The 21681-nt window shown below is 71.4% G+C and carries 21 protein-coding genes and 1 other RNA gene; 13 read left to right on the forward strand and 9 right to left on the reverse strand.

All coding sequences use genetic code 11. The features are described from left to right. Positions 1-30: 30 nt before the first annotated feature. The 6 genes from OG349_RS25755 (at position 31) to OG349_RS25780 (ending at position 6115) form a co-directional block, all read left to right on the forward strand. Positions 31-1083, forward strand: coding sequence for an ABC transporter substrate-binding protein (locus OG349_RS25755; protein ID WP_327238725.1), 1053 nt, complete (start codon positions 31-33; stop codon positions 1081-1083). Between the two features lie 293 nt (positions 1084-1376). Further along, the gene (locus OG349_RS25760) at positions 1377-2213 is read left to right on the forward strand and encodes a Nif3-like dinuclear metal center hexameric protein (protein WP_327236846.1); all 837 of its coding nucleotides are present in this window, start codon (positions 1377-1379) and stop codon (positions 2211-2213) included. Then, entirely contained in the window at positions 2210-2953 is a 744-nt protein-coding gene (locus OG349_RS25765) for a zinc ribbon domain-containing protein (RefSeq protein ID WP_327238726.1), read from the forward strand. Before OG349_RS25760 ends, OG349_RS25765 begins: the two co-directional genes overlap by 4 nt. Positions 2954-2956: 3 nt before the next feature. Further along, positions 2957-4231: a bifunctional RNase H/acid phosphatase gene (locus OG349_RS25770; RefSeq protein WP_327236847.1), complete on the forward strand. Its 1275-nt coding sequence runs from the start codon at positions 2957-2959 to the stop codon at positions 4229-4231. A gap of 136 nt (positions 4232-4367) precedes the next feature. After that, on the forward strand, positions 4368-5099 hold the full coding sequence (locus OG349_RS25775; protein ID WP_327236848.1) for an SDR family NAD(P)-dependent oxidoreductase: 732 nt from the start codon (positions 4368-4370) through the stop codon (positions 5097-5099). 110 nt (positions 5100-5209) lie between these two features. Beyond that, the gene (locus tag OG349_RS25780) at positions 5210-6115 is read left to right on the forward strand and encodes a GNAT family N-acetyltransferase (RefSeq protein ID WP_327236849.1); all 906 of its coding nucleotides are present in this window, start codon (positions 5210-5212) and stop codon (positions 6113-6115) included. A gap of 89 nt (positions 6116-6204) precedes the next feature. Here OG349_RS25780 and OG349_RS25785 read toward each other — a convergent pair whose 3' ends face one another. The 4 genes from OG349_RS25785 to OG349_RS25800 all read right to left on the reverse strand — a co-directional run bounded on the left by OG349_RS25785 (position 6205) and on the right by OG349_RS25800 (position 9327). Continuing rightward, entirely contained in the window at positions 6205-6834 is a 630-nt protein-coding gene (locus OG349_RS25785; RefSeq protein ID WP_327236850.1) for a bifunctional 4-hydroxy-2-oxoglutarate aldolase/2-dehydro-3-deoxy-phosphogluconate aldolase, read from the reverse strand. 84 nt (positions 6835-6918) lie between these two features. Further along, positions 6919-7725, reverse strand: a complete 807-nt coding sequence (yaaA, locus tag OG349_RS25790; RefSeq protein WP_327236851.1) for a peroxide stress protein YaaA — start codon at positions 7723-7725, stop codon at positions 6919-6921. Positions 7726-7843: 118 nt separating this feature from the next. Further along, positions 7844-8509 (reverse strand): hypothetical protein, encoded by a 666-nt coding sequence (locus tag OG349_RS25795; RefSeq protein WP_327236852.1) that lies wholly within the window; start codon positions 8507-8509, stop codon positions 7844-7846. A 14-nt stretch (positions 8510-8523) separates the two neighbouring features. Continuing rightward, the gene (locus OG349_RS25800; RefSeq protein WP_327236853.1) at positions 8524-9327 is read right to left on the reverse strand and encodes a MerR family transcriptional regulator; all 804 of its coding nucleotides are present in this window, start codon (positions 9325-9327) and stop codon (positions 8524-8526) included. A 95-nt stretch (positions 9328-9422) separates the two neighbouring features. Here OG349_RS25800 and rnpB point away from each other — a divergent pair. After that, positions 9423-9826: RNase P RNA component class A (gene rnpB / locus OG349_RS25805), an RNA gene on the forward strand. Positions 9827-10006: 180 nt separating this feature from the next. Beyond that, a complete protein-coding gene (locus tag OG349_RS25810) occupies positions 10007-10624 on the forward strand; it encodes a TOPRIM nucleotidyl transferase/hydrolase domain-containing protein (protein WP_327236854.1) in 618 nt (205 codons plus the stop codon). A gap of 38 nt (positions 10625-10662) precedes the next feature. Here OG349_RS25810 and OG349_RS25815 read toward each other — a convergent pair whose 3' ends face one another. Beyond that, positions 10663-11037 (reverse strand): cupin domain-containing protein, encoded by a 375-nt coding sequence (locus OG349_RS25815; protein WP_327236855.1) that lies wholly within the window; start codon positions 11035-11037, stop codon positions 10663-10665. A 72-nt stretch (positions 11038-11109) separates the two neighbouring features. On the opposite strand from OG349_RS25815, the gene OG349_RS25820 reads away from it, so the two are divergent. Further along, positions 11110-11547: a MarR family winged helix-turn-helix transcriptional regulator gene (locus OG349_RS25820; RefSeq protein ID WP_327236856.1), complete on the forward strand. Its 438-nt coding sequence runs from the start codon at positions 11110-11112 to the stop codon at positions 11545-11547. A gap of 42 nt (positions 11548-11589) precedes the next feature. Here the strand turns inward: OG349_RS25820 and OG349_RS25825 are convergent, their stop codons facing one another. Continuing rightward, complete coding sequence (locus OG349_RS25825; protein ID WP_327236857.1) at positions 11590-12435, reverse strand: ABC transporter ATP-binding protein; 846 nt, start codon at positions 12433-12435, stop codon at positions 11590-11592. Further along, positions 12432-13103, reverse strand: a complete 672-nt coding sequence (locus OG349_RS25830; RefSeq protein WP_327236858.1) for a FadR/GntR family transcriptional regulator — start codon at positions 13101-13103, stop codon at positions 12432-12434. The genes OG349_RS25825 and OG349_RS25830 overlap by 4 nt, the downstream gene beginning before the upstream one ends. A 591-nt stretch (positions 13104-13694) precedes the next feature. Here OG349_RS25830 and OG349_RS25835 point away from each other — a divergent pair. The 3 genes from OG349_RS25835 (at position 13695) to OG349_RS25845 (ending at position 17473) form a co-directional block, all read left to right on the forward strand. Beyond that, on the forward strand, positions 13695-15593 hold the full coding sequence (locus OG349_RS25835; RefSeq protein WP_327236859.1) for an FHA domain-containing protein: 1899 nt from the start codon (positions 13695-13697) through the stop codon (positions 15591-15593). Between the two features lie 294 nt (positions 15594-15887). After that, the gene (locus OG349_RS25840) at positions 15888-16334 is read left to right on the forward strand and encodes an SRPBCC family protein (protein WP_327236860.1); all 447 of its coding nucleotides are present in this window, start codon (positions 15888-15890) and stop codon (positions 16332-16334) included. Between the two features lie 140 nt (positions 16335-16474). Beyond that, positions 16475-17473 carry an aldo/keto reductase gene (locus tag OG349_RS25845; protein ID WP_327236861.1) on the forward strand — a complete coding sequence of 333 codons (999 nt, stop codon included), beginning with the start codon at positions 16475-16477 and terminating at the stop codon, positions 17471-17473. A 4-nt stretch (positions 17474-17477) separates the two neighbouring features. Here OG349_RS25845 and OG349_RS25850 read toward each other — a convergent pair whose 3' ends face one another. Together OG349_RS25850 and OG349_RS25855 are read right to left on the reverse strand one after the other, a co-directional pair. Continuing rightward, complete coding sequence (locus tag OG349_RS25850) at positions 17478-18416, reverse strand: PhzF family phenazine biosynthesis isomerase (protein ID WP_327236862.1); 939 nt, start codon at positions 18414-18416, stop codon at positions 17478-17480. A gap of 725 nt (positions 18417-19141) precedes the next feature. Beyond that, a complete protein-coding gene (locus OG349_RS25855; RefSeq protein ID WP_327236863.1) occupies positions 19142-19927 on the reverse strand; it encodes an SDR family oxidoreductase in 786 nt (261 codons plus the stop codon). Positions 19928-20002: 75 nt separating this feature from the next. Between OG349_RS25855 and OG349_RS25860 the strand changes: the two genes are divergently transcribed. Beyond that, positions 20003-21664: an alkaline phosphatase D family protein gene (locus OG349_RS25860; RefSeq protein WP_327236864.1), complete on the forward strand. Its 1662-nt coding sequence runs from the start codon at positions 20003-20005 to the stop codon at positions 21662-21664. Positions 21665-21681: the final 17 nt, after the last annotated feature.

Consider the following 21681-nt stretch of genomic DNA (forward strand, 5'->3'; position numbering starts at 1 on the left):
CCCCCCAGGAGCACACAGATGTCCGTACGACTGTCCGTGCGACGCCGTGGCACAGCCGCCGTGGTCGCTCTCGCCGCCGCCCTCACCCTCGCGGCGTGCGGCAGCGGTTCCTCCGACACGTCCTCGGACAACAGCTCCGGCGCCGGCGCCAAGGCCGACGCCGCCGGCAAGGCCGCCGTCGCCACCGGTGGTGAGGACTTCGCCGGTGCGGCGAAGAAGACCGCGGCCTTCGGGACGGACGCGAAGCCGGGCGAGTTCCCGCGCACGATCACCCACGCCATGGGCAGGACCGTGATCGAGGCGCGCCCCCAGCGGGTGGTCGTGCTGGACGTAGGCGAATTCGACAACGTTGTCTCGCTCGGCGTCAAGCCGGTCGGCTGGGCGGCCACCCAGCCCGGCGACCACCTGCCCGCCTATCTGGCGAAGCAGGCAGGCAACCCCAAGAGCGTCGGCACGATCAGCGGCCTCAACCTGGAGGCCATCGCGGCCCTCAAGCCCGATCTCATCCTGGGCAGCCAGCTGCGCGCGGCGGACAAGTACAACGAACTGGCCAAGATCGCCCCGACGGTCTTCTCCATCCGGCCCGGCTTCACCTGGAAGGAGAACTACCTCCTCAACGCCAAGGCGCTCGACAAACTGGCCGAGGCCCAGGCCAAGCTCGCCGACTACCAGAAGAGGGTCGCGGCGCTGGACACGGCCCTCGGCACCGACAAGCCGACGATCTCGATGGTCCGCTTCCGCCCGGGACAGCTGCGGTTGTACGCGGAGAGCTCGTTCATCGGCACGATCCTCAAGGACGCCGGGCTGCCGCGGCCCGAGAACCAGCAGATCCAGGACCTCGCGGTCGAGATCAGCCCCGAGAAGATCGACGACGCCGACGCCGACTGGATCTTCTGGGCCACCTTCGGCGACCCGTCGAAGACCGACGAGGCGGCGGCCACCTCCAGCCCGCTGTGGAAGAACCTCGCCGCGGTCAAGAGCGGCCATGTCGAGAACGTCGACGACGAGACGTGGTACCTGGGCCTCGGCGTCACGGCGGCGGACCTGGTCCTGGACGACCTGCGGGGCTACCTCGCGAAGTGATCGCGGGTGACTCTTCCCGGCCCTAGGGCGTGTCCGCAAAGTGGGGTCGTCCGCCCGGAGGGCGGGGCTCGCGGGGTCTGGTGCGTGCGATCGCAAGGCGGAGGACCCACCCCGTACTGGATGTACGGGGTGGGTCCGACAACGCCGCGAGCGCGCGTGCCAGGCGTCGCGAGCCAGGCCCCACTTTGCGGACACGCCCTAGTACGGCCTGGTTGCCGGGCCCTCCCACGGCATGGTCGGCGGGGCCCCCACGGCATGGTCGGCGGGGCACGGCGGGCAGGTAGCCTTTCCCCGTGCCCCGACTGTCCGAAGTCCTCGCCTCGCTCGACACCCTCTGGCCCCCCGAGCGTGCCGAGCAGTGGGATGCCGTCGGCACGGTCTGCGGTGATCCCGACGCGTCCGTGACCCGGGTCCTGTTCGCCGTCGACCCCGTCCAGGACATCGTCGAAGAGGCCGTGCAGCTCGGCGCCGAGCTGATCGTCACGCACCACCCGCTCTATCTGCGCGGTACGACGACGGTCGCGGCGTCCACCTTCAAGGGCCGTGTCGTGCACACCCTCATCAAGCACGACATCGCCCTGCACGTCGCGCACACCAACGCCGACAGCGCCGACCCCGGCGTCTCCGACGCCCTCGCGGGCGCGCTGGACCTGCGGATCGTACGACCCCTCGTACCGGACCCGACCGACCCGGCGGGGCGCCGCGGCCTCGGCCGTATCTGCGAACTCGACCGGCCCGCCACCCTGCGCGACTTCGCCGCCCGCGTCGCCCACCGGCTGCCCGCCACCGCGCAGGGCATCAGGATCGCCGGCGACCCGGCCGCGCTCGTCCGTACCGTCGCCGTCAGCGGCGGCTCGGGCGACAGCCTCTTCGACCAGGTCAGAGCCGCGGGTGTGGACGTCTTCCTCACCGCCGACCTGCGCCACCACCCGGTCTCGGAGGCCACCCACCACTCGCCGCTGGGACTGGTCGACGCCGCGCACTGGGCCACCGAATGGCCCTGGTGCGAGCAGGCCGCCGCCCAGCTCGACGAGATCTCCGACCGCCACGGCTGGGACCTGCGGGTCCACGTTTCGAAGACGGTCACCGACCCCTGGTCCGCCCACCTCTCCTCAGGAGCCCCCAACTGAACGCCGACCCCGCCGACCAGATCCGCCTCCTCGACGTCCAGGCCCTCGACCTGCGGCTGTCGCAGCTCGACCACAAGCGTGGCTCGCTGCCCGAGCACGCCGAGATCGAGTCGCTCACCAAAGACCTCGCCCAGCTGAAGGACCTGCTCGTCGCCTCGCAGACCGAGGAGAGCGACACCGCCCGCGAGCAGACGAAGGCCGAGCAGGACGTCGACCAGGTGCGCCAGCGCGCCGTACGCGACCAGCAGCGCCTCGACTCCGGCACGGTCAGCTCGTCCAAGGACCTGGAGAGCCTCCAGCGGGAGATCGTCTCGCTCGCGAAGCGCCAGGGAGACCTGGAGGACGTCGTCCTCGAAGTGATGGAGCGCCGCGAGTCCGCGCAGGAGCGGGTCACCGAGCTGACGGAACGTGTCTCCTCCGTCCAGGCGAAGACCGACGACGCGATCGTGCGCCGCGACGCGGCCACGGAGGGGCTGGACGCCGAGGCGGCGACGGTCACCAAGGAGCGTGAGGTCGTGGCCGGGACCCTTCCCGCCGACCTCCTCAAGCTGTACGAGAAGCTGCGCACCCAGCAGGGCGGGGTGGGCGCGGCCCGCCTCTACCGGCGGCGGTGCGAGGGCTGCCAGCTGGAGCTGAACATCACCGAGGTGAACGAGGTCAAGGCGGCGCCGCGCGACGCGGTGTGGCGCTGCGAGAACTGCCGCCGGATCCTGGTCCGTACAGCCGACTCGGGCCTGTAGCCGATGACAGTGCCCACGGAAGGAACGACCCCGCCCCCCACGCCCACCTTCTACGTGGAGGCGGACGGCGGCTCCCGGGGCAATCCGGGACCGGCCGGGTACGGTGCGGTGGTCCTCGACCCCCGGACCGGCGAGGCGCTCGCGGAGGCGGCCGAGTACGTGGGGGTCGCCACGAACAACGTCGCCGAGTACAAGGGCCTGATCGCGGGGCTCACGGCGGCGAAGGCGCTCGACCCGGAGGCCCGGGTGCATGTCCGGATGGACTCCAAGCTGGTCGTGGAGCAGATGACGGGCCGCTGGAAGATCAAGCACCCGGACATGAGGCCGCTGGCGGCGGAGGCGGCGCGCATCCTGCCGGCGGACCGGGTGACGTACGAGTGGATCCCGCGCGAGAAGAACAAACACGCGGACCGGCTGGCGAACGAGGCGATGGACGCGGGCAAGCAGGGCAGGCAGTGGGACGCCTCGGCGTCGACGGCGGCGCTGGATGTGGGGGCGGCGGGGCGGGGTCCCGCGTCCACGGGTGCGCCTGCTGTCGCACTTGTTGACGCGTCGGCGGACGCCGAGAACGCCGAGAAGGCAGAGAAGACCGAGAAGACCGAGAAGACCGAGAAGGACGACACGTCGACCGGTTGGGGCGGATCCGCCGACCTCGGACCGCCCGCGACCTTCGTCCTCCTCCGGCACGGCGAGACGGCGCTCACCCCGAGCAAGCGCTTCTCCGGCAGCGGGGGCACGGACCCGGAGCTGTCGCCGGTCGGCCGCCGGCAGGCGGAGGCCGCCGCCGCGGCGTTCGCCGCGCGCGGCACGATTCAGGACATCGTCTCGTCGCCCCTGCTGCGCTGCCGCGAGACCGCGCAGGCGGCGGCGGACCGGCTGGGCCTGGACGTCGTGATCGAGGACGACCTGCGCGAGACGGACTTCGGGGCGTGGGAGGGGATGTCGTTCGCTGAGGTACGGGAGCGGTACCCCGACGACCTCGCCGCCTGGCTCAGCTCACCGAAAGTGGCCCCCACGGGCGGCGGCGAGAGCTTCGCGACGGTAGGCCGCCGGGTCGCGGCGGCCCGCGACCGCCTCCTCGGCCGGTACGCGGGTCGTACGGTCCTGGTCGTCACCCACGTGACGCCGGTGAAGGAACTGGTACGGCTGGCGCTCGGAGCACCGCCCGAGTCACTGTTCCGGATGGAACTCTCGGCGGCGTCGGTGTCGGTTGTGGCGTACTACGCGGACGGCAACGCGTCGTTGAGACTCCTGAACGACACGTCGCACTTGCGCTGACGCTGACGGGGGGCGGTGGGGGCGCTGCTCCGTCACCGGTCCGCGGGCCCAAACCGCTTACCGCTGCGGGGAGGTGATCGAACGTCATGGCGGTTTACCGCCAGACAGGTTGCCTTCCGGCGATCACGCTGGAGCCATGAACAAGAGCGAAGGCAAAGTAGCCCTGGTCACCGGCGGCAGCCGTGGCATCGGCGCGGCGGTGGCGTTGCGGCTCGCGCGGGAAGGCGCCGATGTGGTGCTGACCTATGAGCGAGACTCGGAGAGTGCGGCCAAGGTGGTCGATCAAATCAAGGCGGAGGGTCGTCGGGGCCTTGCGATCCTGGCTGACAGCGCCGACGTCGCTGCTGTGATCGGGGCCGTGGACGAGACAGCGGCAACGTTCGGTGGCCTCGATGTACTCGTCAACAACGCGGGCGTGTTCCTGGTCGGACCTGCGGAGGATCTCGGGCCGTCAGAGTTCGACCGAACCATGGCAGTGAACGTGCGGGCGCCGTTCGTGGCCTCGCAGGCCGCGGCGCGGCACATGGGCAACGGGGGACGCATCGGCAGCAACATGGCCGAGCGGACGGTGTTCCCCGGGTTCAGCCTGTACGCGACGAGCAAGACCGCGCTCATCGGTATGACCAAGGGCCTGGCGCGCGATCTGGGGCCGCGGGGCATCACCGTCAACCTCGTTCACCCGGGGCCGACCGATACGGATGCCAACCCCGCCGGCGGACCCGACGCCGACATGATCCGCGGACTGACCGCACTGGGGCACTACGCCGAGCCGGACGACATCGCTGCCACTGTCACCTACCTGACCGGCGTCGACGCCCGCTACATCACCGGAACGACGATCAGTGTCGACGGAGGCTTCGCCATCTAGAGGTGGTGAACATCTTGGCAGGTTGCTGTGGCAAGGCCGTAGGACAGGCCTGCACCGGCCGGTGTGAAAACGAGGTGCCGATGCGGCCGGGGGCGTACCACCATGGGGCCATGGCCTGGGAACTGACAGAGGACGTCGAGGAGTTCAGGCGCGCGGCGGGCGCGTACCTCGCGCGGGACGCGGCGCGTAACACCGTGCTGCTGACCGTGAGCGAGTTGCTGCGGAACGGCTCGGCCGCCGCTGCGGCAGGCGCCGCGCCCGCCGCGCCCGCCGCGCCCGCCCGCTTCGGGTGGTGGCGGGAGCGGGCTGGGGCGGAAGTGACGGGCGCGTTTGTGCGGACACCGCCGCGTCCGCCGGTCCTTGGACCCATGAGCCCGGGCGCCGCGTCGGCGTTGGCCCGCGTGTTGCGTGCGACCGGCGGCCCGGTTACCGGTGTCCAGGGCAGTACGGAGACCGCGCGGGCCTTCGCCGAGGCGTGGGCGGCGGGTCCGGAGGAGAGCGCGACCGGCCTCCGGCTGTTCCGGCTGGGGGAGTTGACGCCGCCCAGCCCCGCGCCCGAGGGCCGGGCCCGGTACGCCACGGACAAGGATCTCCCGCTCGCGGTGGAGTGGGTGAACGCGTTCGCGGACGAGATCGGGGAGCCCACCGGGACGGACCACTCGGCCGCGACGGCCCAACGCGTGGCGGACGGCCGCCTGTTGTTCTGGGAGGTCGCGGGCGAACCGGTGTCCCTGGCGGCGACCGCACCCCTCGTGGCGGGCCAGGTCAGGGTCGGCCCCGTCTACACCCCGGCCGCACACCGCGGCCACGGATACGCGGCGGCGGCGACGGCAGCCGTCAGCGAGGCCGCACGCGAGGTGGGCGCGCAGGAGGTCCTGCTCTTCACGGACACGGCAAACCCGACGAGCAACGCCCTGTACGAACGCCTGGGTTACCGCCCCCTGGAGGACTTCGCCGTACGGCACTTCGCCGATCCCAGCCCGTCGGGCGCCAATTCAAGCCCGTCCGGCGATTGAGGACATCAGTGGCCCGCACCGAGCACCGGCCCGCACCGAGCACCGGCCCGCACCCGGCCGCACCCGCAAGGCCCCCCGGAACACACCACTCAGACGCGCCGCGTCAACCCCAACGTAGAGGCCTCCCGGGCCAACGCCTCCACCCGCCCCCAATCCTTCGCCGCCAGAGCGTCCGGCGGAATCATCCACGTACCCCCGACACACCCCACATTCGGCAGCGCCAAATACTCCGGCGCCGACTCCGCCGTGATGCCGCCCGTCGGGCAGAACCGGACCTGCGGAAGCGGGCTGCTCAGCGACTTGAGGTACGCGGTGCCGCCCGCCGCCTCCGCAGGGAAGAACTTCATCTCCGTCACCCCGTACTCCAGCAGCGCCACCACCTCCGACGCCGTCGACACCCCCGGCAGGAACGGCACACCGAACTCCCGCGTCGCGTCCAGCAGCGTCGGCGTCCACCCGGGGCTGACCAGGAAGCGCGCCCCCGCCGCCACCGATCCGGCCACACCGGCGGGGGTGATGACCGTGCCCGCCCCGATCACCGCGTCCGGCACCTCCGCCGCTATCGCGCGGATCGCGTCCAGGGCGGCCGGTGTCCTGAGCGTCACCTCGATCGCGGGCAGCCCGCCCGCGACCAGCGCACGGGCGAGAGGGACGGCGTCGGCGGCGTCGTGGAGGACCACCACGGGGATGACGGGAGCGAGGTCGAGCAGGGAGGTCATGGCGTCATCCTGCCCCTCGTACACACACCACGCAACGAGCGTTGCGCACGACGCAACGCACGGCGGGGGACCACCTCAGGGGATTCAGTGGATCTCCCTGACCACCACATCCAGCGCCCACGTCCGCCCCGCCCCCGCCGGAGCCGTCGCCTCCACCACGTACCCCAGGTCCCGAAGCGTCTCCACCAGCTTCGCGGGCGTCCTGGGCCGGGCCCCGGCCGTCAGCAGGTCCCTGACCAGCCGGCCCTTCGTCGCCTTGTTGAAGTGGCTGACCACGGACCTCTTCTCGACCCCGGTCGCCTCGTCGACCTGCGCGTGCAGGACCCGTACCGTCGCCGTACGCCCGGCGAGCGCGCCCTCCGGCTTCCACGCCGCCGCGTACGCGGACGAGCGCAGATCCAGCACCATCCCGTCGCCCGCCGCCTCGGGCAGGACCGACCGCATGGGGGTCCGCCAGTACGTCCCGAGCGCGCCGAGTCCCGGCAGCCTGACCCCCATCGCGCAGCGGTACGGGGGGATCCGGTCGCCGATCCGTAGGGCACCCCACAGCCCGGAGAAGACCAGCAGCGACTTCCCGGCGCGGCGCTTCGCTGCGGTGTCGAGGGAGGCGAGGCCGAGGGCGTCGTACAGCACGCCCGTGTACAGCTCTCCGGCCGGACGCGCGCCCGCCGTCCGCAGCCCGACGTTCTTGGCGATCTCGCCACGCAGCCCCTCGGTGAGGCCGAGCACGTCACGCGCCTTGTCCTCGTCGGCCGCGCACAGCTCCACCAGCTCGTCCAGTACGGCGGCCCTGGCCCCGGCGAGACCCGGCAGCGACAGGGACTCCGGCTTCAACGGCGCGCCGCGCCCGGCGGCGGCCTTCCCTTCGGACGGGGGGAGCAGCACGAGCACGGTGGTTCTCCTTCGGGGACGTACGGGACGGGGGGTGCCCCGCGCGCCAGGGTAGGCGACGGGCGGGGTCGGCGCGGCAATGGACCGACCCGGCCCCGGACCTGCCCGCCCCGCGCCCTCAGGTGTGCGCCGCCCGCAAGGCACGTACCAGCTCGTCGGCCTCGTCCGCGTGGAAGCGGATCACCCGGGCCCGGCCCGTACGCCCCAGGGGCCGTACGAACGTGACCGGCTCGGTCAGCTCCACCCGTACGGAGGTCTCGCTGCCGACCACCAGATCGAGGACGCCACCGCCCTCGCCTTCGTCCGCCGCCGGGGCGAACTGAATCAGCCCCCCGCTCGGATAGCGCCGCTCGACCCGCACCGAAGCGATCCGGTCGCGGGTGACGAGGAGGTCGAAGAGCACGCCGTACCGGATCCTCAACGACCCGTCCGCGCACGCGACATGGGGCCGCGTCACGCACCCGGCGTGCAGTGCGAGCACGGTCAGCACCGCGTAGAGGTCGAGGACGAGCATGATGCGGTGTACGAGGGGCCACGGGGTCAGCAGGACGGTCAGGGCCACCGTCTCGACGACCGAGACGAAGAGGATCCCGTACACCATCGCGGTCTGCGGCCCGGTGTACGGGACAGCGCGGTCGCCGCCACGCACCCCGTGCATGCGGCGTGCGACCCAACGGACCAGGCTGCCCACGCCCCGTACCTCATGCAGAAACAGCCGCCGCACGGAGACCGGTACGGACAGCACACCCCCGCCGAACCCGCCCCCGAAACGCGGCGCCGCCACACCATGCCCCCACCTCACGCGTCCCCGACCTCCCTCGCCACAGCACCTGTTCGCGCGCGTTCCCGTTCCCGTTCCCGCACCCTCGCCCGTACTCGCTCGGTCAACGTCTCCATGAGCCGGCGGACGACCTCCGCCTGCGCCGGGGCGAAGTCGGCCAGCAGGGCGGCGCCGAAGCCCGCGTCCATCGGCTGTCCTTCCGCCGGGATCGCGTCGATCAACGTGTCGGGGACGGCCGCCGCGATCGCCGCCGCCAGTGGCGGGATGCGCGGATCGTCGCGCGGCGCTTCTGCGAGGTCGTCCAACCGCCGGTAGAGCGCGAGCATTTCGGCGTCGTGAGCCAGCGGACGCAGGGCCTCGTACACGCGCCGGTCGCCGTGAGCGGTGTCAAAGAGAGTCAGCAATTCCCGGTCCTTGGCGGCCATGGGGGAGTCCGTGGCGGGGAGCGTCCCGAGGAGCCGCGTCAACGCGGGGGAGACCGGGACGGCGCCCCCGGACAGCGGGCCCGCCATCAGCTCGGCGAGCCTGGCGCGCCGCTCCTGGATCGCCCGCTCCTCCCGGGCCAGATCGGCGTCCAGCTCCGCGAGCACCTCGGCCAGCTCACGCCCGGCGTCGTCGGCGAGCACGTCCCGTACCTCGTCCAGACCGAGCCCCAGCTCGGTCAGCCGGCGGATCCGGGCGAGCAGGACGGCGTCCCGTACCGAATACTCACGGTAACCGTTGGCCCGGCGCCCGGGCTCGGGCAACAGGCCCCGGTGGTGGTAGTGCCGTACCGCCCGCGGGGTGACCCCGATCAGCGCGGCGATCTCTCCGATCCGCATACGCCCAGTAGAAACCTTGACGCCGCGACAAGGTCAAGCGGCTCACGCCGTGCGGGGGCCGCCCGCACGGCGGGTAACATGGTCAACACGGCAGACGAGCCGGGCGGACGGCCGCGTCAAGATCTCCGATCTTGCCGAGGAACGTCCGGGCTCCACAGGGCAGGGTGATGGCTAACGGCCACCCGGGGTGACCCGCGGGACAGTGCCACAGAAAACAAACCGCCGGGAGCTTCGGCCCCCGGTAAGGGTGAAACGGTGGTGTAAGAGACCACCAGTGCCCAGGGCGACCTGGGCAGCTAGGTAAACCCCACCCGGAGCAAGGTCAAGAGGGGCCTCCGTAGAACGAGACCCTGCGCGGACGCTTGAGGGCTGCCCGCCCGATGTCCGCGGGTAGACCGCACGAGGCCGGCGGCAACGCCGGTCCTAGATGGATGGCCGTCTCCCCGGCCGCCGCGAGGCAACCGGGAGACAGAACCCGGCGTACAGCCCGACTCGTCTGCCGCTCAGGGCCCGCGACCAGCGAAAGTGCTGGTCAAGGGCCCTTTGTGTAGATCGTCTCTGATCGCCTGTCGGTGGCGTCGTGCGTTCGGCGCGTGCGTACTGGCTCGGCGGCTGTGGCCGGGAGCGTGTCGGTTGAAATTGCCTACCGTGAGGGGCCGTAAGGGCGGAGACTCGTGGCGTGGCTGACATGGGGGTGTTCCGGGACGTGGTTCTCGCGTGGGCTGCCGGTGGTTCCGGGGAGCTTGCGCGGGAGTTGGCCGGGCGGGTGGGCGTGCGGGTTGTTGTTCTGTTGGAAGGGCCCAGTGATGCCGCCGCGGTAAGTGCGTTGGCTGCGCGGCGCGGTAGGGATCTGGCCGCCGAAGGGGTCTGTGTGCTGCCTATGGGTGGTGCGATGAGTGTGGGGCGGTTCGTTCAGCTTCTTGGGCCGCCCGGCCTTGGGCTGCGGCTCGTGGGGTTGTGTGACGAGGCGGAGTTCTCCTTCTATGCCCGTGGGCTGGAGCGGGCCGGTGCGGCGCGGGAAGGGTTTTTTGTCTGCGTGGCTGACCTGGAGGATGAGTTGATCCGTGCCCTGGGTACGGACCGGGTGGCGGAACTGGTCGAGGCCGAGGGCGATCTGCGCGCCCTCCAGACGTTTCTGCGTCAGCCCGCGCAGCAGGGCCGTACCTCGCGGCAGCAGTTGCGGCGCTTCCTCGGTACGAAGAAGGGGCGCAAGATCCATTATGGGCGGGTTCTGGTCGAGGCCCTGGACCTCGACCGCGTACCCGCCCCGCTTGATGGCCTTCTCGCCAGCCTCTGACCGCCGGGATGGAGAGTCCCTGCCTGTTGCCTTCCCACTCAATGGGCCCACGGTGGTGTGATCCTGGTGCCGTCGGACAGGCGGGCCGTCAGGCCGACGCGGGTGGTCACCCATATGTGGGTGAGGTCGTCCGTGGTGTTGGCGACCGCCACCTCTGAGCCGGCCGGGGCCACCGCCGCGTCGCCCGCGTCGAGTTCGGCCGTTTCGGCGTCGATGGTGAGGCGGAGGCGGCCGGACAGGACGTAGAACGTCTCCTCCTCGCTGATCACATGGGCCGGCGCCACCGTTCCCGCCGGGATCTCGCCGCGCCAGGCGGCCAGGTCCTGGCTGCCCGTACCAGGGCGGATGTACGAAACGAACCGGACGCCGTGGGTCTCGTGCACGACGGCCTCGTCGCTGCGGATGAAAGGCATGGGGGTGTTCCTCCTCATGGGCAAGCAGCTTGTCCATGTAGACAAGCTGCTTGACGAGTTATAGTCAAGCCTATGGACGACGCCCTGGCCTTCTCCGCTCTCGTACTGGCCCTCTCCGGACAGCTGGTGCAAGAGATCCACGCGCGCGTGTCCCAGCAGGGATTCGAGGATCTGCGGCCGGCGCACGGCTTCGCCTTCGTGCGGATCTCGCGGGGCGGCGCCACCACCGCCGACCTGGCCGAGCACCTCGGAGTGACCAAGCAGGCCGCCGCCCAGTCCGTCGACGAACTGGTCCGCAAGGGGTACGTGGTCCGGCGCCCCCACCCCCACGACGCCCGCGCCCGCCTCCTGGAGCTGACCGAGACCGGCTGGGCCGCCACCCGGGCCGCCGACCGGGCAGCCCGGGACGCCGTCGCGCCCTGGCGGGAGGCGCTGGGCGAGGCGCGTTTCAGCGAGCTGGTCGCCGACCTGATCCGGATCGCCCCACCGGGACCGATCCGCCCCACCTGACGTTCCGCTCGCCGGAAGCGCCCCTGCCCCTGCCTGTTCCCGTCACCCGCCCCCAAGTACGCGGACCTCCGCCGCGGCGAAGCGGGCCGCCCTCGCGGACCATCTGCCGTCCTCGTGCCGGACGTTGATGGGGTGGTGGAAGGCCGCCGAGACGTTCTCCGTCGTCACGACCGACTCCACCGCGCCGGAGGCGACCACCCGCCCGTCGTCGATGAGCAGGGCGTGGGTGGTCGAGGTCGGCAGTTCTTCGAGGTGGTGGGTGACCAGGATCGACGCGAGGGCGGGATGGGTGCTGTCGAGCAGGTCGATCGTTTCGAGGAGCTGTTCGCGGGCCGCCACGTCCAGGCCCGTCGACGGTTCGTCGAGGAGGAGCAGGCGCGGGTCGCACACGAGGGCGCGGGCGATCAGGACCCGCCCGCGTTCCCCCTGCGACAGGGTGGGCCACTTCGCGTCCGTCCTGCCCGCCAGGCCCAGCATGTCGATGAGGGAGTCGGCCGCGTCGAGGTCGCCGGGTCCGGGCCGCCACCTCGGCGGGCTCTCGATCGACCCCGTGAGACCCGTCAGGACCACCTCGCGGACCGTCAGCGGTGACCGCAGCGGGTGGCGCGGGTTCACATGGCCGATCGCACGGCGGAGCGCTTGCAGCTCGACCCGGCCCAGCCGGCCGCCCAGGACGTGGACCGTACCCGATGTCGGGTGCGTGACCGCGCCGCAGAAGCCGAGCACGGTGCTCTTGCCGGCGCCGTTCGGGCCGAGGAGAGCCCAGTGCTCCCCCTCGCGTACGGCGAAGCTGATGCCGTGCAGGATCTCCTTGCCCTCGCGCCGGAACGTCACGTCGTCCAGCTCCACCACCGGGAGATGCCCGGCCCTCGCCGCCGCCCGCGTCACGCGAACGCCTCCTTCAGAGTGGTCAGATGCGAGCGGCTCGACTCCGTGGCCGCCCGTGGGTCGCGGTCCGCGACGGCTCGTACCAGCGCCTCGTGCAGCGCGTGATCGGCCTCCTCGGAGACGAGGGGCCGCAGCCTGAGCATGTCGATCATCGCGGTGCGTACGCGCGGGACGAACCCGTCGAAGAGTTCGGTCAGGACGTCGTTGTGGGCCGCCACCACCACCGTGCGGTGGAAGGCCATGTCGGCGTCGACGTGGGCGTCGAGGCTTTGGCCGTCCGTACGGCGCTCCCGCAGCGCCCGTCGCATCGTGCGCAGGTCGGCGGGGGTGCGCCGCGCCGCGGCGAGGCCGGCGGCCTCGGCCTCGATCGCGATCCTGGCCTCGATCACCGACACGATCGACGCGTTCCGCAGGACGGTCTCACGGTCCTCGGGCACGTCGAGCGCGGTGACGTACACCCCGGAGCCCTGCCGGGAGTCGAGCACCCCCTTCCCGGACAGCTCACGGATCGCCTCGCGCAGGGTCGAGCGCCCGACGCCGAGCTGGGCCGCGAGGGTCGTCTCGCCGGGCAGTTTGTGACCGAGCGGCCACTCGCCCGCCCGGAGGCGCTCCAGCAGGACGTCGGCGACCTGGGCCGCCAGGGGGTGGCGGCGGATGGATGACGGCATAGACAGCTCCTCCGCTTGTCTGAGGAGTTATACCATTCCGGCCCATCGTTCCGGTTCCTCGTTCCGGCCCCCTCCCGCCCTCCGTACGACCGGAGCGATTCACGCCCTCCTGGGGCAATAATGGCCAGTGTTCGATTACCCCTCAGCGAGCCGTCCCCGACGCGGGGTCGGGCCGTGAGCGGTGAGGCGGAGGCGGGGGAAGTGGCGAAGTGACGGGTGAACGGGATGGGCGCGGATCTCGTGTGTCCGGTAGGCGGTACGACCCCGCGCGGGCCGGGCCGGTCCGGTCCCGGCGGCCCGCCACGCGCGGGCGCTGACATGCCCTCAGGACCGGCCGCGCAGCGGGCTATGCTGCCGACTGGCCGGAGGCCCTGGCGCATGCGCTGAACAGGGGCGACCCGGCTCCGAAGCAGAAACGGATCATGCGGGGGGACCTGGCCGGCCCGGTACGTGACGCCCCGCCCGGCGGCTCGGTGACGACGGGCGCGCATCGGTCTCAGCAGTTCATCGCATCGGTCCCAGCAGTTCCACGATCCCTCTCTGCAACCCCTCCCTACAACCCCTCTCTACGAACCATGGAAGGAGTCACCTGTGCCACCCGAAATAGTTGGGCGTGAAGGTGCTCTCGCCGGACGACGCTTTCCGGTCGGCGAACAGCCGATCACCTTCGGGCGCAAGGGCGACAACAGCGTGGTCATCACGGGTGGCAGCGCCTCGCGCTTCCACGCCGAAGTGATCCGCGAGGCCGACGGCTACGTCCTGCACGACCGGGGGAGCAGCAACGGCACCCTGGTCAACGGGAAGCGCGTGACCTCCCACGTGCTGCGGCCCGGCGACCTGATCAAGATCGGCGACGAGACGTTCTGTTTCGAGGTCGCCGACGCCATGGAGACGATCATGGATCTCTCCCTGATCGAGTCGCTCATCGCCTCCACCCCGGCCGTCGAACCCGGCCCGGTCCTCAAGGTCACGATCGCGGGCGGCGGACCGGTCGGGCTGAGCCTCGCCCTGCTGCTGGAGCACTTCCTCGGCCCCCAGGTGGCCATCACGGTGTACGACGGCCGCTGGGTCCAGGAGGACGCGCGGATCGTATGGAAGAACCAGGGCCAGGGGAACGTACGGCGGCAGCAGGTCGTCACGGTCCAGAGCCGCCAGTACCTGAATCTCCCCGAAGAGATCCAGGCGCGCCTTTTCACCCCCGAGGCGTATTCCGAGATGTGGCCCGCGGGCCCGGACTCGATTCGCGGATTCAATCCCCGGAACATCCGGATCGCGCACGTCGAGGACAAACTGCTCGAAATAGCGAACGAGAAATCCGAGCGCATCACCCTCGTTCCGGCGAAATTCGATCCGACCGAGCAGCACGACACCCTGGTCAAGGACCATGTGCTCGCGATCTGCGAGGGCGGCCGGTCCCGGACGCGTGAGCATTTCACGTCGAAATTCGGCAACGCCGACAAATCGATCTATTCGCTGGACGGGCATCACGTCCAGGATGTCGTGCTGGGCCTGCGGGTGAAGTCCGACCTGACGGACCCCATGACCGTCCTGCTGACCGTCGCGCAGAACCGCTTCCTGCTGAACGCCCTGCGCGGCGAGGGCTTCCTGAACATGCGCCTCACCGACGCGGAGGCCAAGGAAGTGGTCGGCATCGACCCCGTCCGGCACGTCTTCGAGGACTGCATCGCCTCGCGCCCCTGCGTGATGGGACGCGACGAGGACGGCGACTTCCACTGCTCCACCCACGGCACGCTGTTCCTGCCCGCGCTGGTCAGGGGCTCGGCGCTGTGGAAGCGGGTGACGGAGGGGCTGGCGTTCTTCGGCATCTCCGAGGGGAACCTCAGCGCCGTCACCGCGTTCCGGCTGGACATGGTGCAGCGGCCGCGCTTCACCGCCCACCTGTACTCGGCGACGTCGACCACTCCGGGAACGTACGGATTCCTCCTCGGCGACGCGGCCAACGCGATCCACTTCTGGCCGGGGCGCGGGCTCAACAGCGGTCTGGCGTCGGCCATTTCGCTCGCGCGCTCGCTCAAGAACAGCTGGAAGGGGAGGCCCTTCCGCGACGCCGACTTCGTACGCCACGAAGCGGCGATGTCGATGCTCCAGTACCGGCACAAGAGCCGGGCCTGGAAGGCGATGGTGACCACCGACGAGGACGGGGTCACCTCCGCGATCAAGGACAAGATCGCGCAGAGCATCGCGGCGGCGGAGGGGGCGGAGGCGGCGGGCGGCCTGGACAAGGAAGCCGACATCGACGCGCTGATGGACCAACTGCGCGCGATCCGCGACCGCTTGGCGCCGCGCATTCCCGGCATGCCCGACGACACGGTCCTGAAGGACCATCTGCGCACGATGAAGAGCGCGACGCTGCGGACCCTGCTGGAGAGCGGGGCCTGGGACACGATGATCGTCGGGGGCGAGGAGGTCGACATCGACATCTTCTACCGGGAGGACTCCCCGGTCGCGGCCAAGAAGACCCTGCCGTGAAGGACGGAAGGTAAAGGCCGGAAGGAAGGGCCGGGAAGGAAGGGCCGGAAGCAAGGGGCGGAAGCAGGAAACGGAAGCATGTGGCCCGGTTCCCCCCGCCGGGCCGTACCGTACGGGCTCCGGCATCCCTTACGGGATGGGGCCCGGGCGGCGTGTCGGACGTTTCGGGTGGTGGGGGAGGGTGCGAACCCGCGAGAATGGGGGGTACGGCACCGGCCCGCCCCCGCGGGCTGCCGTTCACGCCGGGCCGGGGTCTTTTCCGCCCCACGTTGCTTGAGCGACTTAGGAGTGATCATGGCTGGACAGTTCGAGGCGACCACGGAGATCGACCGCCCCATCGAGGAGGTCTTCGCGTTCCTTGCCGACGGTACGAACGACCCGAAGTTCAGCCCCCGGGTGCAGCAGATCGTGAAGTCCCCGGAGGGCGCCACCGGGGTCGACACGGTCTTCCTCAGCACGGTCAAGGACGCCGGGATGACCACGAAGCGGGAATTCCGCATCAGTGAGCTGGTGGCGCCCACCCGGATCCGCTGGACCGAGACCTCCAAGAACACCGTCACGGCCACCGAGGGCGGCTACGACCTGGAGTCCATCGAGGGCGGCAGGACGCGGGTGCGGATCTACAACGTGCTGGAGGGCCACGGCATCGGCAAGCTCCTCGTCGGTGTCGCGCTGAGCGCGGCCCGCAAGGACGCGCCGGCCTTCGCCCAGCGGATCAAGGCGGCGGTCGAGGGCGCCTGAGCCCGCGCCGGCGGGGGGCCGGGCGCGTGACCGCCGAGGCCCCCGCCGCGAACGGTTCCCCCATGGCTCGGTGTGTACGGGCAGCCGGTCCGGGCCGCGCCCTGGACTTCGCCCGCACTCCAACTCGTACGCTCCCTCCCATGGAAGCGACAGCGATACGGACCAGGCCGCTGGGACGCAGCGGGATCACCGTCAGCGCACTCGGTTTCGGCTGCTGGGCCATCGGCGGGGAGTGGCAGGACGGCCAGGGCAATCCGCTCGGCTGGGGCACGGTGGACGACAACGAGTCCGTCGCCGCGGTCCACCGGGCGCTCGACCTCGGTATCACCTTCTTCGACACGGCGGACGTGTACGGCGCCGGGCACAGCGAACGTGTCCTCGGCCGGGCGCTGCGGGGCCGGCGCGACGAGGTCGTGATCGCGACCAAGTGGGGCAACGTCTTCGACGAGTCCGCCAAGTCCGTCACCGGCAGCGACACTTCACCCGCCTTCGCGCGTCAGGCGCTGACCGCGTCGCTGCGGCGGCTCGGTACGGATCGCGTCGACCTGTTCCAACTGCACCTGTCCGACGCCCCGTTGGAGGAGGCCGCCGAACTGCGCGACGCCTGCGAGGAGTTCGTACGGGAAGGGCTGATCCGCGCGTACGCGTGGAGCACCGACGATCCCGAGCGCGCCGCGCTCTTCGCGGACGGGGAGCACTGCGCGGCCGTGCAGCACGCGTGCAACGTCCTCCTGGACGCGCCCGCGATGCTCGCCCTCTGCGCGGAGCGCGACCTCGCGAGCGTCAACCGCAGCCCCCTCGCGATGGGGCTGCTCACCGAGAAGTACCGCACCGGGGGCCGGGGTGAGGCCGGTGACATCCGTGTGGTGCCGCCGGCGTGGCTCCAGTGGTTCGCCGCGGGCGGGGTGCCGGTGCCGGAGTGGTCGGCGCGGGTGGAGGCCGTACGGGACATCCTCACCAGCGAGGGCCGCACGCTCGCGCAGGGCGCGCTGGCCTGGCTCTGGGCGCGCAGCCCCCACACCGTACCGATCCCGGGCTTCCGGTCGGTGGCCCAGGCGGAGGAGAACGCGGGGGCGCTGGCGTACGGTCCGCTGGGGGAGGGGCAGTTGACGGAGATCGCGCGGCTGTTGGCGGCGTAGACGGCTACCGCGCGTCTTCGCCCGTGCCTCCATCCTTGTCCTTGTTCTTGTCCCCGTCGCCGGCCCCCGCCTCGTCGGGGATTCGGGCGCCCGTGCCGCCCACCCGGACGCGCGCGTCGCCCGCCCGCAGCTCCACCGTCAGCACGCCGGGGCGGCCCATGTCGGCGCCCTGGTGCAGGGTGAGGGTCGCCGCGTCCGGTACGACGCCCAACTCGCGGGCGTACGCGCCGAACGCGGCCGCCGCGGCGCCGGTCGCCGGGTCCTCGACGACGCCGCCGACGGGGAACGGGTCCCTCACGTGGAACACGTCCGCCGACTCGCGCCAGACGAGCTGAACGGTCGTCAGGTCGAGGCGCCGCATCAGCGATTCGAGGCGGTCGAAGTCGTACGCCAGGTCCGCAAGGCGGGCGCGGGTCGCGGCGGCGAGCACGAGGTGGCGGGCGCCGGCGAACGCGATGCGGGCCGGGAGGGCGGGGTCGAGGTCGGCGGCCGCCCAGCCGAGCGCGGCGAGGGCCTCCTTGACGTCGGCGTCGGTCACGTCTGTGACGTACGGCTCGACGCTGGTCAGCGTGGCGCGCAGGGTCCCGTCCGGCGTGCGGGTGACCGTGACCGGCACGGTACCGGCGCGGGTCGCGAACACGAGGTCCCCGGGGCCGATGCGGTCGGCGAGGGCCACGGCGGTGGCGACGGTGGCGTGGCCGCAGAACGGTACTTCGGCGCGGGGGCTGAAGTACCGGACGGTGTGGGCGCGTCCGGGCTCGCCGAGGTCGTCGGGCGGCGCGGTCAGGAACGCGGTTTCGCTGTAGCCGAGGTCTTTCGCGATGGCGAGCATGTCGCTGTCGGCGAGGTGGGTGGCGTCGAGGACGACACCGGCGGGGTTGCCTCCGGCGGGGTCGGCGGAGAAGGCGGTGTATCGGAGCGGGGTGGTGGTGTGGTCGGGCATGTCACGTTAACGCGGGGGCCCTGTCCGGGCATTCCGGGGGGCCCAGGTGTTGACCCTGGCGGCCGGCTTTGTCCTCAATCGCCGGACGGGCGTTCTGGGGCCGGTGGGCCGCGCGTCTGGGTGACCGGGTTGCGGTTCGTGTTGTCCTCAATCGCCGGACGGGCTTTATTTGTGGCGTCTGCCCGGTGCGGGCGGGTGCGGGTTACTGATTGTCCTCAATCGCCGGACGGGCTTGATGGTGCCGCTGCGGGCCGGTGGTTTGGGTGCGGGTTGTTGCCGGGGGCCGGGCAGGGGTCGTGTCCTGCACTGCATGTTTTACGTCGCGTTCGGGGACTTCGGACATTCACGGTAGTCACGCGACACAAAACACGCTTTACGTTCCGGACACGACCCCTGCCCGTCCCCCTTCCACGCCCGCGTCAAGGCAAATCAAGCCCGTCCGGCGTTTGAGGACATCCGTAAGCCGCACCCGGCACCGGGCAGAGGCCAAAATCCAGCCTGTCCGGCGTTTGAGGACATCGGTAAGCCGCGCCCGAGCACCGCGCAGGGCCACAATCAAGCCCGTCCGGCGATTGAGGACGTTGGTAAGCGGCACCGTCCACCGGGCGGAGGTGAGGCTCCCCGGGCCGGCGGGGTCGTTCAGCTCACCCCCCGCCACCACGACACACCCAGCCCGTCCGGCGATTGAGGACATCAGTAACCCGCGCCGCCCACGGGGCGAAACGTCACCCACGCCCAATCAACGGCATCCCCGCCGCCATCACCGTCGCGAACTGCACATTCGCCGACAGCGGCAGCCCCGCCATATGCGCCACCACCCCCGCCACATCCCCCACGTCCATGACCGGCTCCACCGCCACCTCCCCGTTCGCCTGCGGCACGCCCCGCCGCATGCGTTCCGTCATGTCCGTCGCCGCGTTGCCGATGTCGATCTGGCCGCACGCGATGCGGTACGCGCGGCCGTCCAGGGACAGGGACTTCGTCAGGCCGGTCACGGCGTGCTTCGTGGCGGTGTACGCGATGGAGTCCGGGCGGGGCGCGTGTGCCGAGACCGAGCCGTTGTTGATGATGCGGCCGCCCTGCGGATCCTGCGCCTTCATCTGGCGGAACGCCGCCTGCGCGCACAGGAAGCTGCCGGTCAGGTTCGTGTCCACGACCTTCCGCCACGCCGAGAACGGCAGCTCGTCCACGGGCACGCCGCCGGGCCCGAACGTGCCCGCGTTGTTGAAGAGCAGGTCCAGCCGCCCGTACCGTTCCCGCGCCGCCGCGAAGAGCGCGTCCACCTCCTCGGGGAGGGTCACGTCCGTGGGGACGGCCAGCACGTCGTCACCGCCCGTCGCGCGGGCGAGCGCCTCCGCCGTCTCCGTCAACGCAGAGGCCGTCCGGCCCGCCAGCACCAGCGACCACCCCGCACGCCCCAGCGCGAGCGACACCGCGCGTCCGATGCCCGAACCCGCGCCCGTCACTAGTGCGATCTTGTGCTTGGAGTTGATCTCCCGCATGGCGTTCATGGGCCCGCAGCGTAGTTGAGGTACAGATAGGCGAGGCACGGACCGTCGTCGGGGGAGCCGTCAGGGGAGGGGCACATGACCGCCGCACACCGCCACGCACCCGAACTCAGGGCCGCCGCGCAGCGCCTCGCGGCCCTGGCGCGGGCCAGAGGCCTCCCCCGCCGCCGCCTCCTCACCGGCGCGAGCGCCGGGGCCGTCGCGCTCGCCTTCGCCGTGAACCTTCCCGCCGCCGGTGTCGCGGGCGCCGCCGAGCTGGACGCCCGGAAGGTCGCGGCGGACCCGTTCACCCTCGGCGTGGCCTCCGGCGACCCCCGCCCCGACGGCGTCCTGCTCTGGACGAGGCTCGCGCCCGACCCGTACGTACCCGACAGCGGCCTGCCTCCCGAGCGCGTCGCCGTCGGCTGGGAGGTCGCCGCCGACGCCGGGTTCGCCAGGGTCGTGGCGCGGGGCGAGGCGACCGCGCACCCCGAGTTCCACCACAGCGTGCACGTCGACGTGCGGGGCCTCGACCCCGACCGCGTGTACTGGTTCCGCTTCCGTACCGGTACGTGGATCAGTCCGGCGGGGCGGACCCGTACCGCCCCCGCGCCCGGCGCGCTGGTGAGCCGCCTCCGGTTCGCCGCCGTCTCCTGCCAGGCGTACCACGACGGGTACTTCACCGCGTTCAGGCACCTCGCCGAGGAGGACGTGGACGTCGTCTTCCACCTGGGCGACTACCTGTACGAGTACGCCGTGTCGTCCGTCGGCGGCGCCCGCGACTACACCGACCGCACCCTGCCCGCCGTCTTCAACCGGGAGACGGTCACGCTGGACGACTACCGGCTGCGGTACGCGCTCTTCAAGTCCGACCCCGACCTGATGGCCGCGCACGCCGCGCACCCGTTCGTCGTCACGTGGGACGACCACGAGACCGAGAACAACTACGCCGGTGACATCCCCGAGAACTCCGTGTCCCCGGAGGAGTTCTTACTGCGCAGGGCCGCCGCCTACCGCGCGTACTGGGAGAACCAGCCGCTGGGCCCCCTCCAGGCGCCCTCGGGCCCGGACATGCGGCTCTACCGGCGGCTCCAGTACGGACGGCTCGCCCAGTTCGACGTGCTGGACACCCGGCAGTACCGCTCCGACCAGGCGTACGGCGACGGCTGGCAGGTGCCCGGCCCGAAGTCCGAGGACCCCTCGCGCACCCTGACCGGCGAGACCCAGGAGCGCTGGCTGCTGGACGGCTGGAAGAGTTCGGCGGCGACCTGGAACGTCGTACCGCAGCAGGTCACCTTCGCCCGGCGCCGTACCGCCCCGACCGCCGGTCACAAGCTGTCGATGGACTCCTGGGACGGCTATCCGGCTTCCAGGCAGCGGCTGATGGACGGGGCCGAGGCGGCCGGTCTCGCGAACCTCATGGTGCTGTCGGGGGACGTGCACACGGGGCACGCGTACGACATCAAGAAGGACTGGGACGACCCGGACTCCCGCACGCTGGGCACCGAGATCGTGGCGACGTCCGTCACGAGCGGGAGAGACGGACAGGATCGGCCGGCTGACTGGGACACCTTCATGGCCGCCAATCCGCACATGAAGTTCTACAGCGGGCGGCGCGGCTACGTGAACGTCGAGCTGGGCCTCACGCGCGCCAGGGCGGACTTCCGTACGGTGGACGTGGTCACGGCACCGGGGGGCCCGGTCAGAACGGCGGCGTCCTTCGTGACGGAGGCGGGCAGCCCGGGCCTGAGCCCGGCCTGACTGCCCGTCACCACGGC

The sequence above is a fragment of the Streptomyces sp. NBC_01317 genome (assembly GCF_035961655.1).
Lineage (GTDB): Bacteria > Actinomycetota > Actinomycetes > Streptomycetales > Streptomycetaceae > Streptomyces.

Bases quoted from the DNA above. Each gene is read 5' to 3' on its own strand.
- OG349_RS25770 (WP_327236847.1), top strand. From the start codon at position 2,957: ATGACAGTGCCCACGGAAGGAACGACCCCGCCCCCCACGCCCACCTTC.
- OG349_RS25775 (WP_327236848.1), top strand. From the start codon at position 4,368: ATGAACAAGAGCGAAGGCAAAGTAGCCCTGGTCACCGGCGGCAGCCGT.
- OG349_RS25780 (WP_327236849.1), top strand. From the start codon at position 5,210: ATGGCCTGGGAACTGACAGAGGACGTCGAGGAGTTCAGGCGCGCGGCG.
- OG349_RS25785 (WP_327236850.1), bottom strand. From the start codon at position 6,834: ATGACCTCCCTGCTCGACCTCGCTCCCGTCATCCCCGTGGTGGTCCTC.
- OG349_RS25800 (WP_327236853.1), bottom strand. From the start codon at position 9,327: ATGCGGATCGGAGAGATCGCCGCGCTGATCGGGGTCACCCCGCGGGCG.
- OG349_RS25815 (WP_327236855.1), bottom strand. From the start codon at position 11,037: ATGCCTTTCATCCGCAGCGACGAGGCCGTCGTGCACGAGACCCACGGC.
- OG349_RS25820 (WP_327236856.1), top strand. From the start codon at position 11,110: ATGGACGACGCCCTGGCCTTCTCCGCTCTCGTACTGGCCCTCTCCGGA.
- OG349_RS25830 (WP_327236858.1), bottom strand. From the start codon at position 13,103: ATGCCGTCATCCATCCGCCGCCACCCCCTGGCGGCCCAGGTCGCCGAC.
- OG349_RS25840 (WP_327236860.1), top strand. From the start codon at position 15,888: ATGGCTGGACAGTTCGAGGCGACCACGGAGATCGACCGCCCCATCGAG.
- OG349_RS25845 (WP_327236861.1), top strand. From the start codon at position 16,475: ATGGAAGCGACAGCGATACGGACCAGGCCGCTGGGACGCAGCGGGATC.
- OG349_RS25850 (WP_327236862.1), bottom strand. From the start codon at position 18,416: ATGCCCGACCACACCACCACCCCGCTCCGATACACCGCCTTCTCCGCC.
- OG349_RS25855 (WP_327236863.1), bottom strand. From the start codon at position 19,927: ATGAACGCCATGCGGGAGATCAACTCCAAGCACAAGATCGCACTAGTG.
- OG349_RS25860 (WP_327236864.1), top strand. From the start codon at position 20,003: ATGACCGCCGCACACCGCCACGCACCCGAACTCAGGGCCGCCGCGCAG.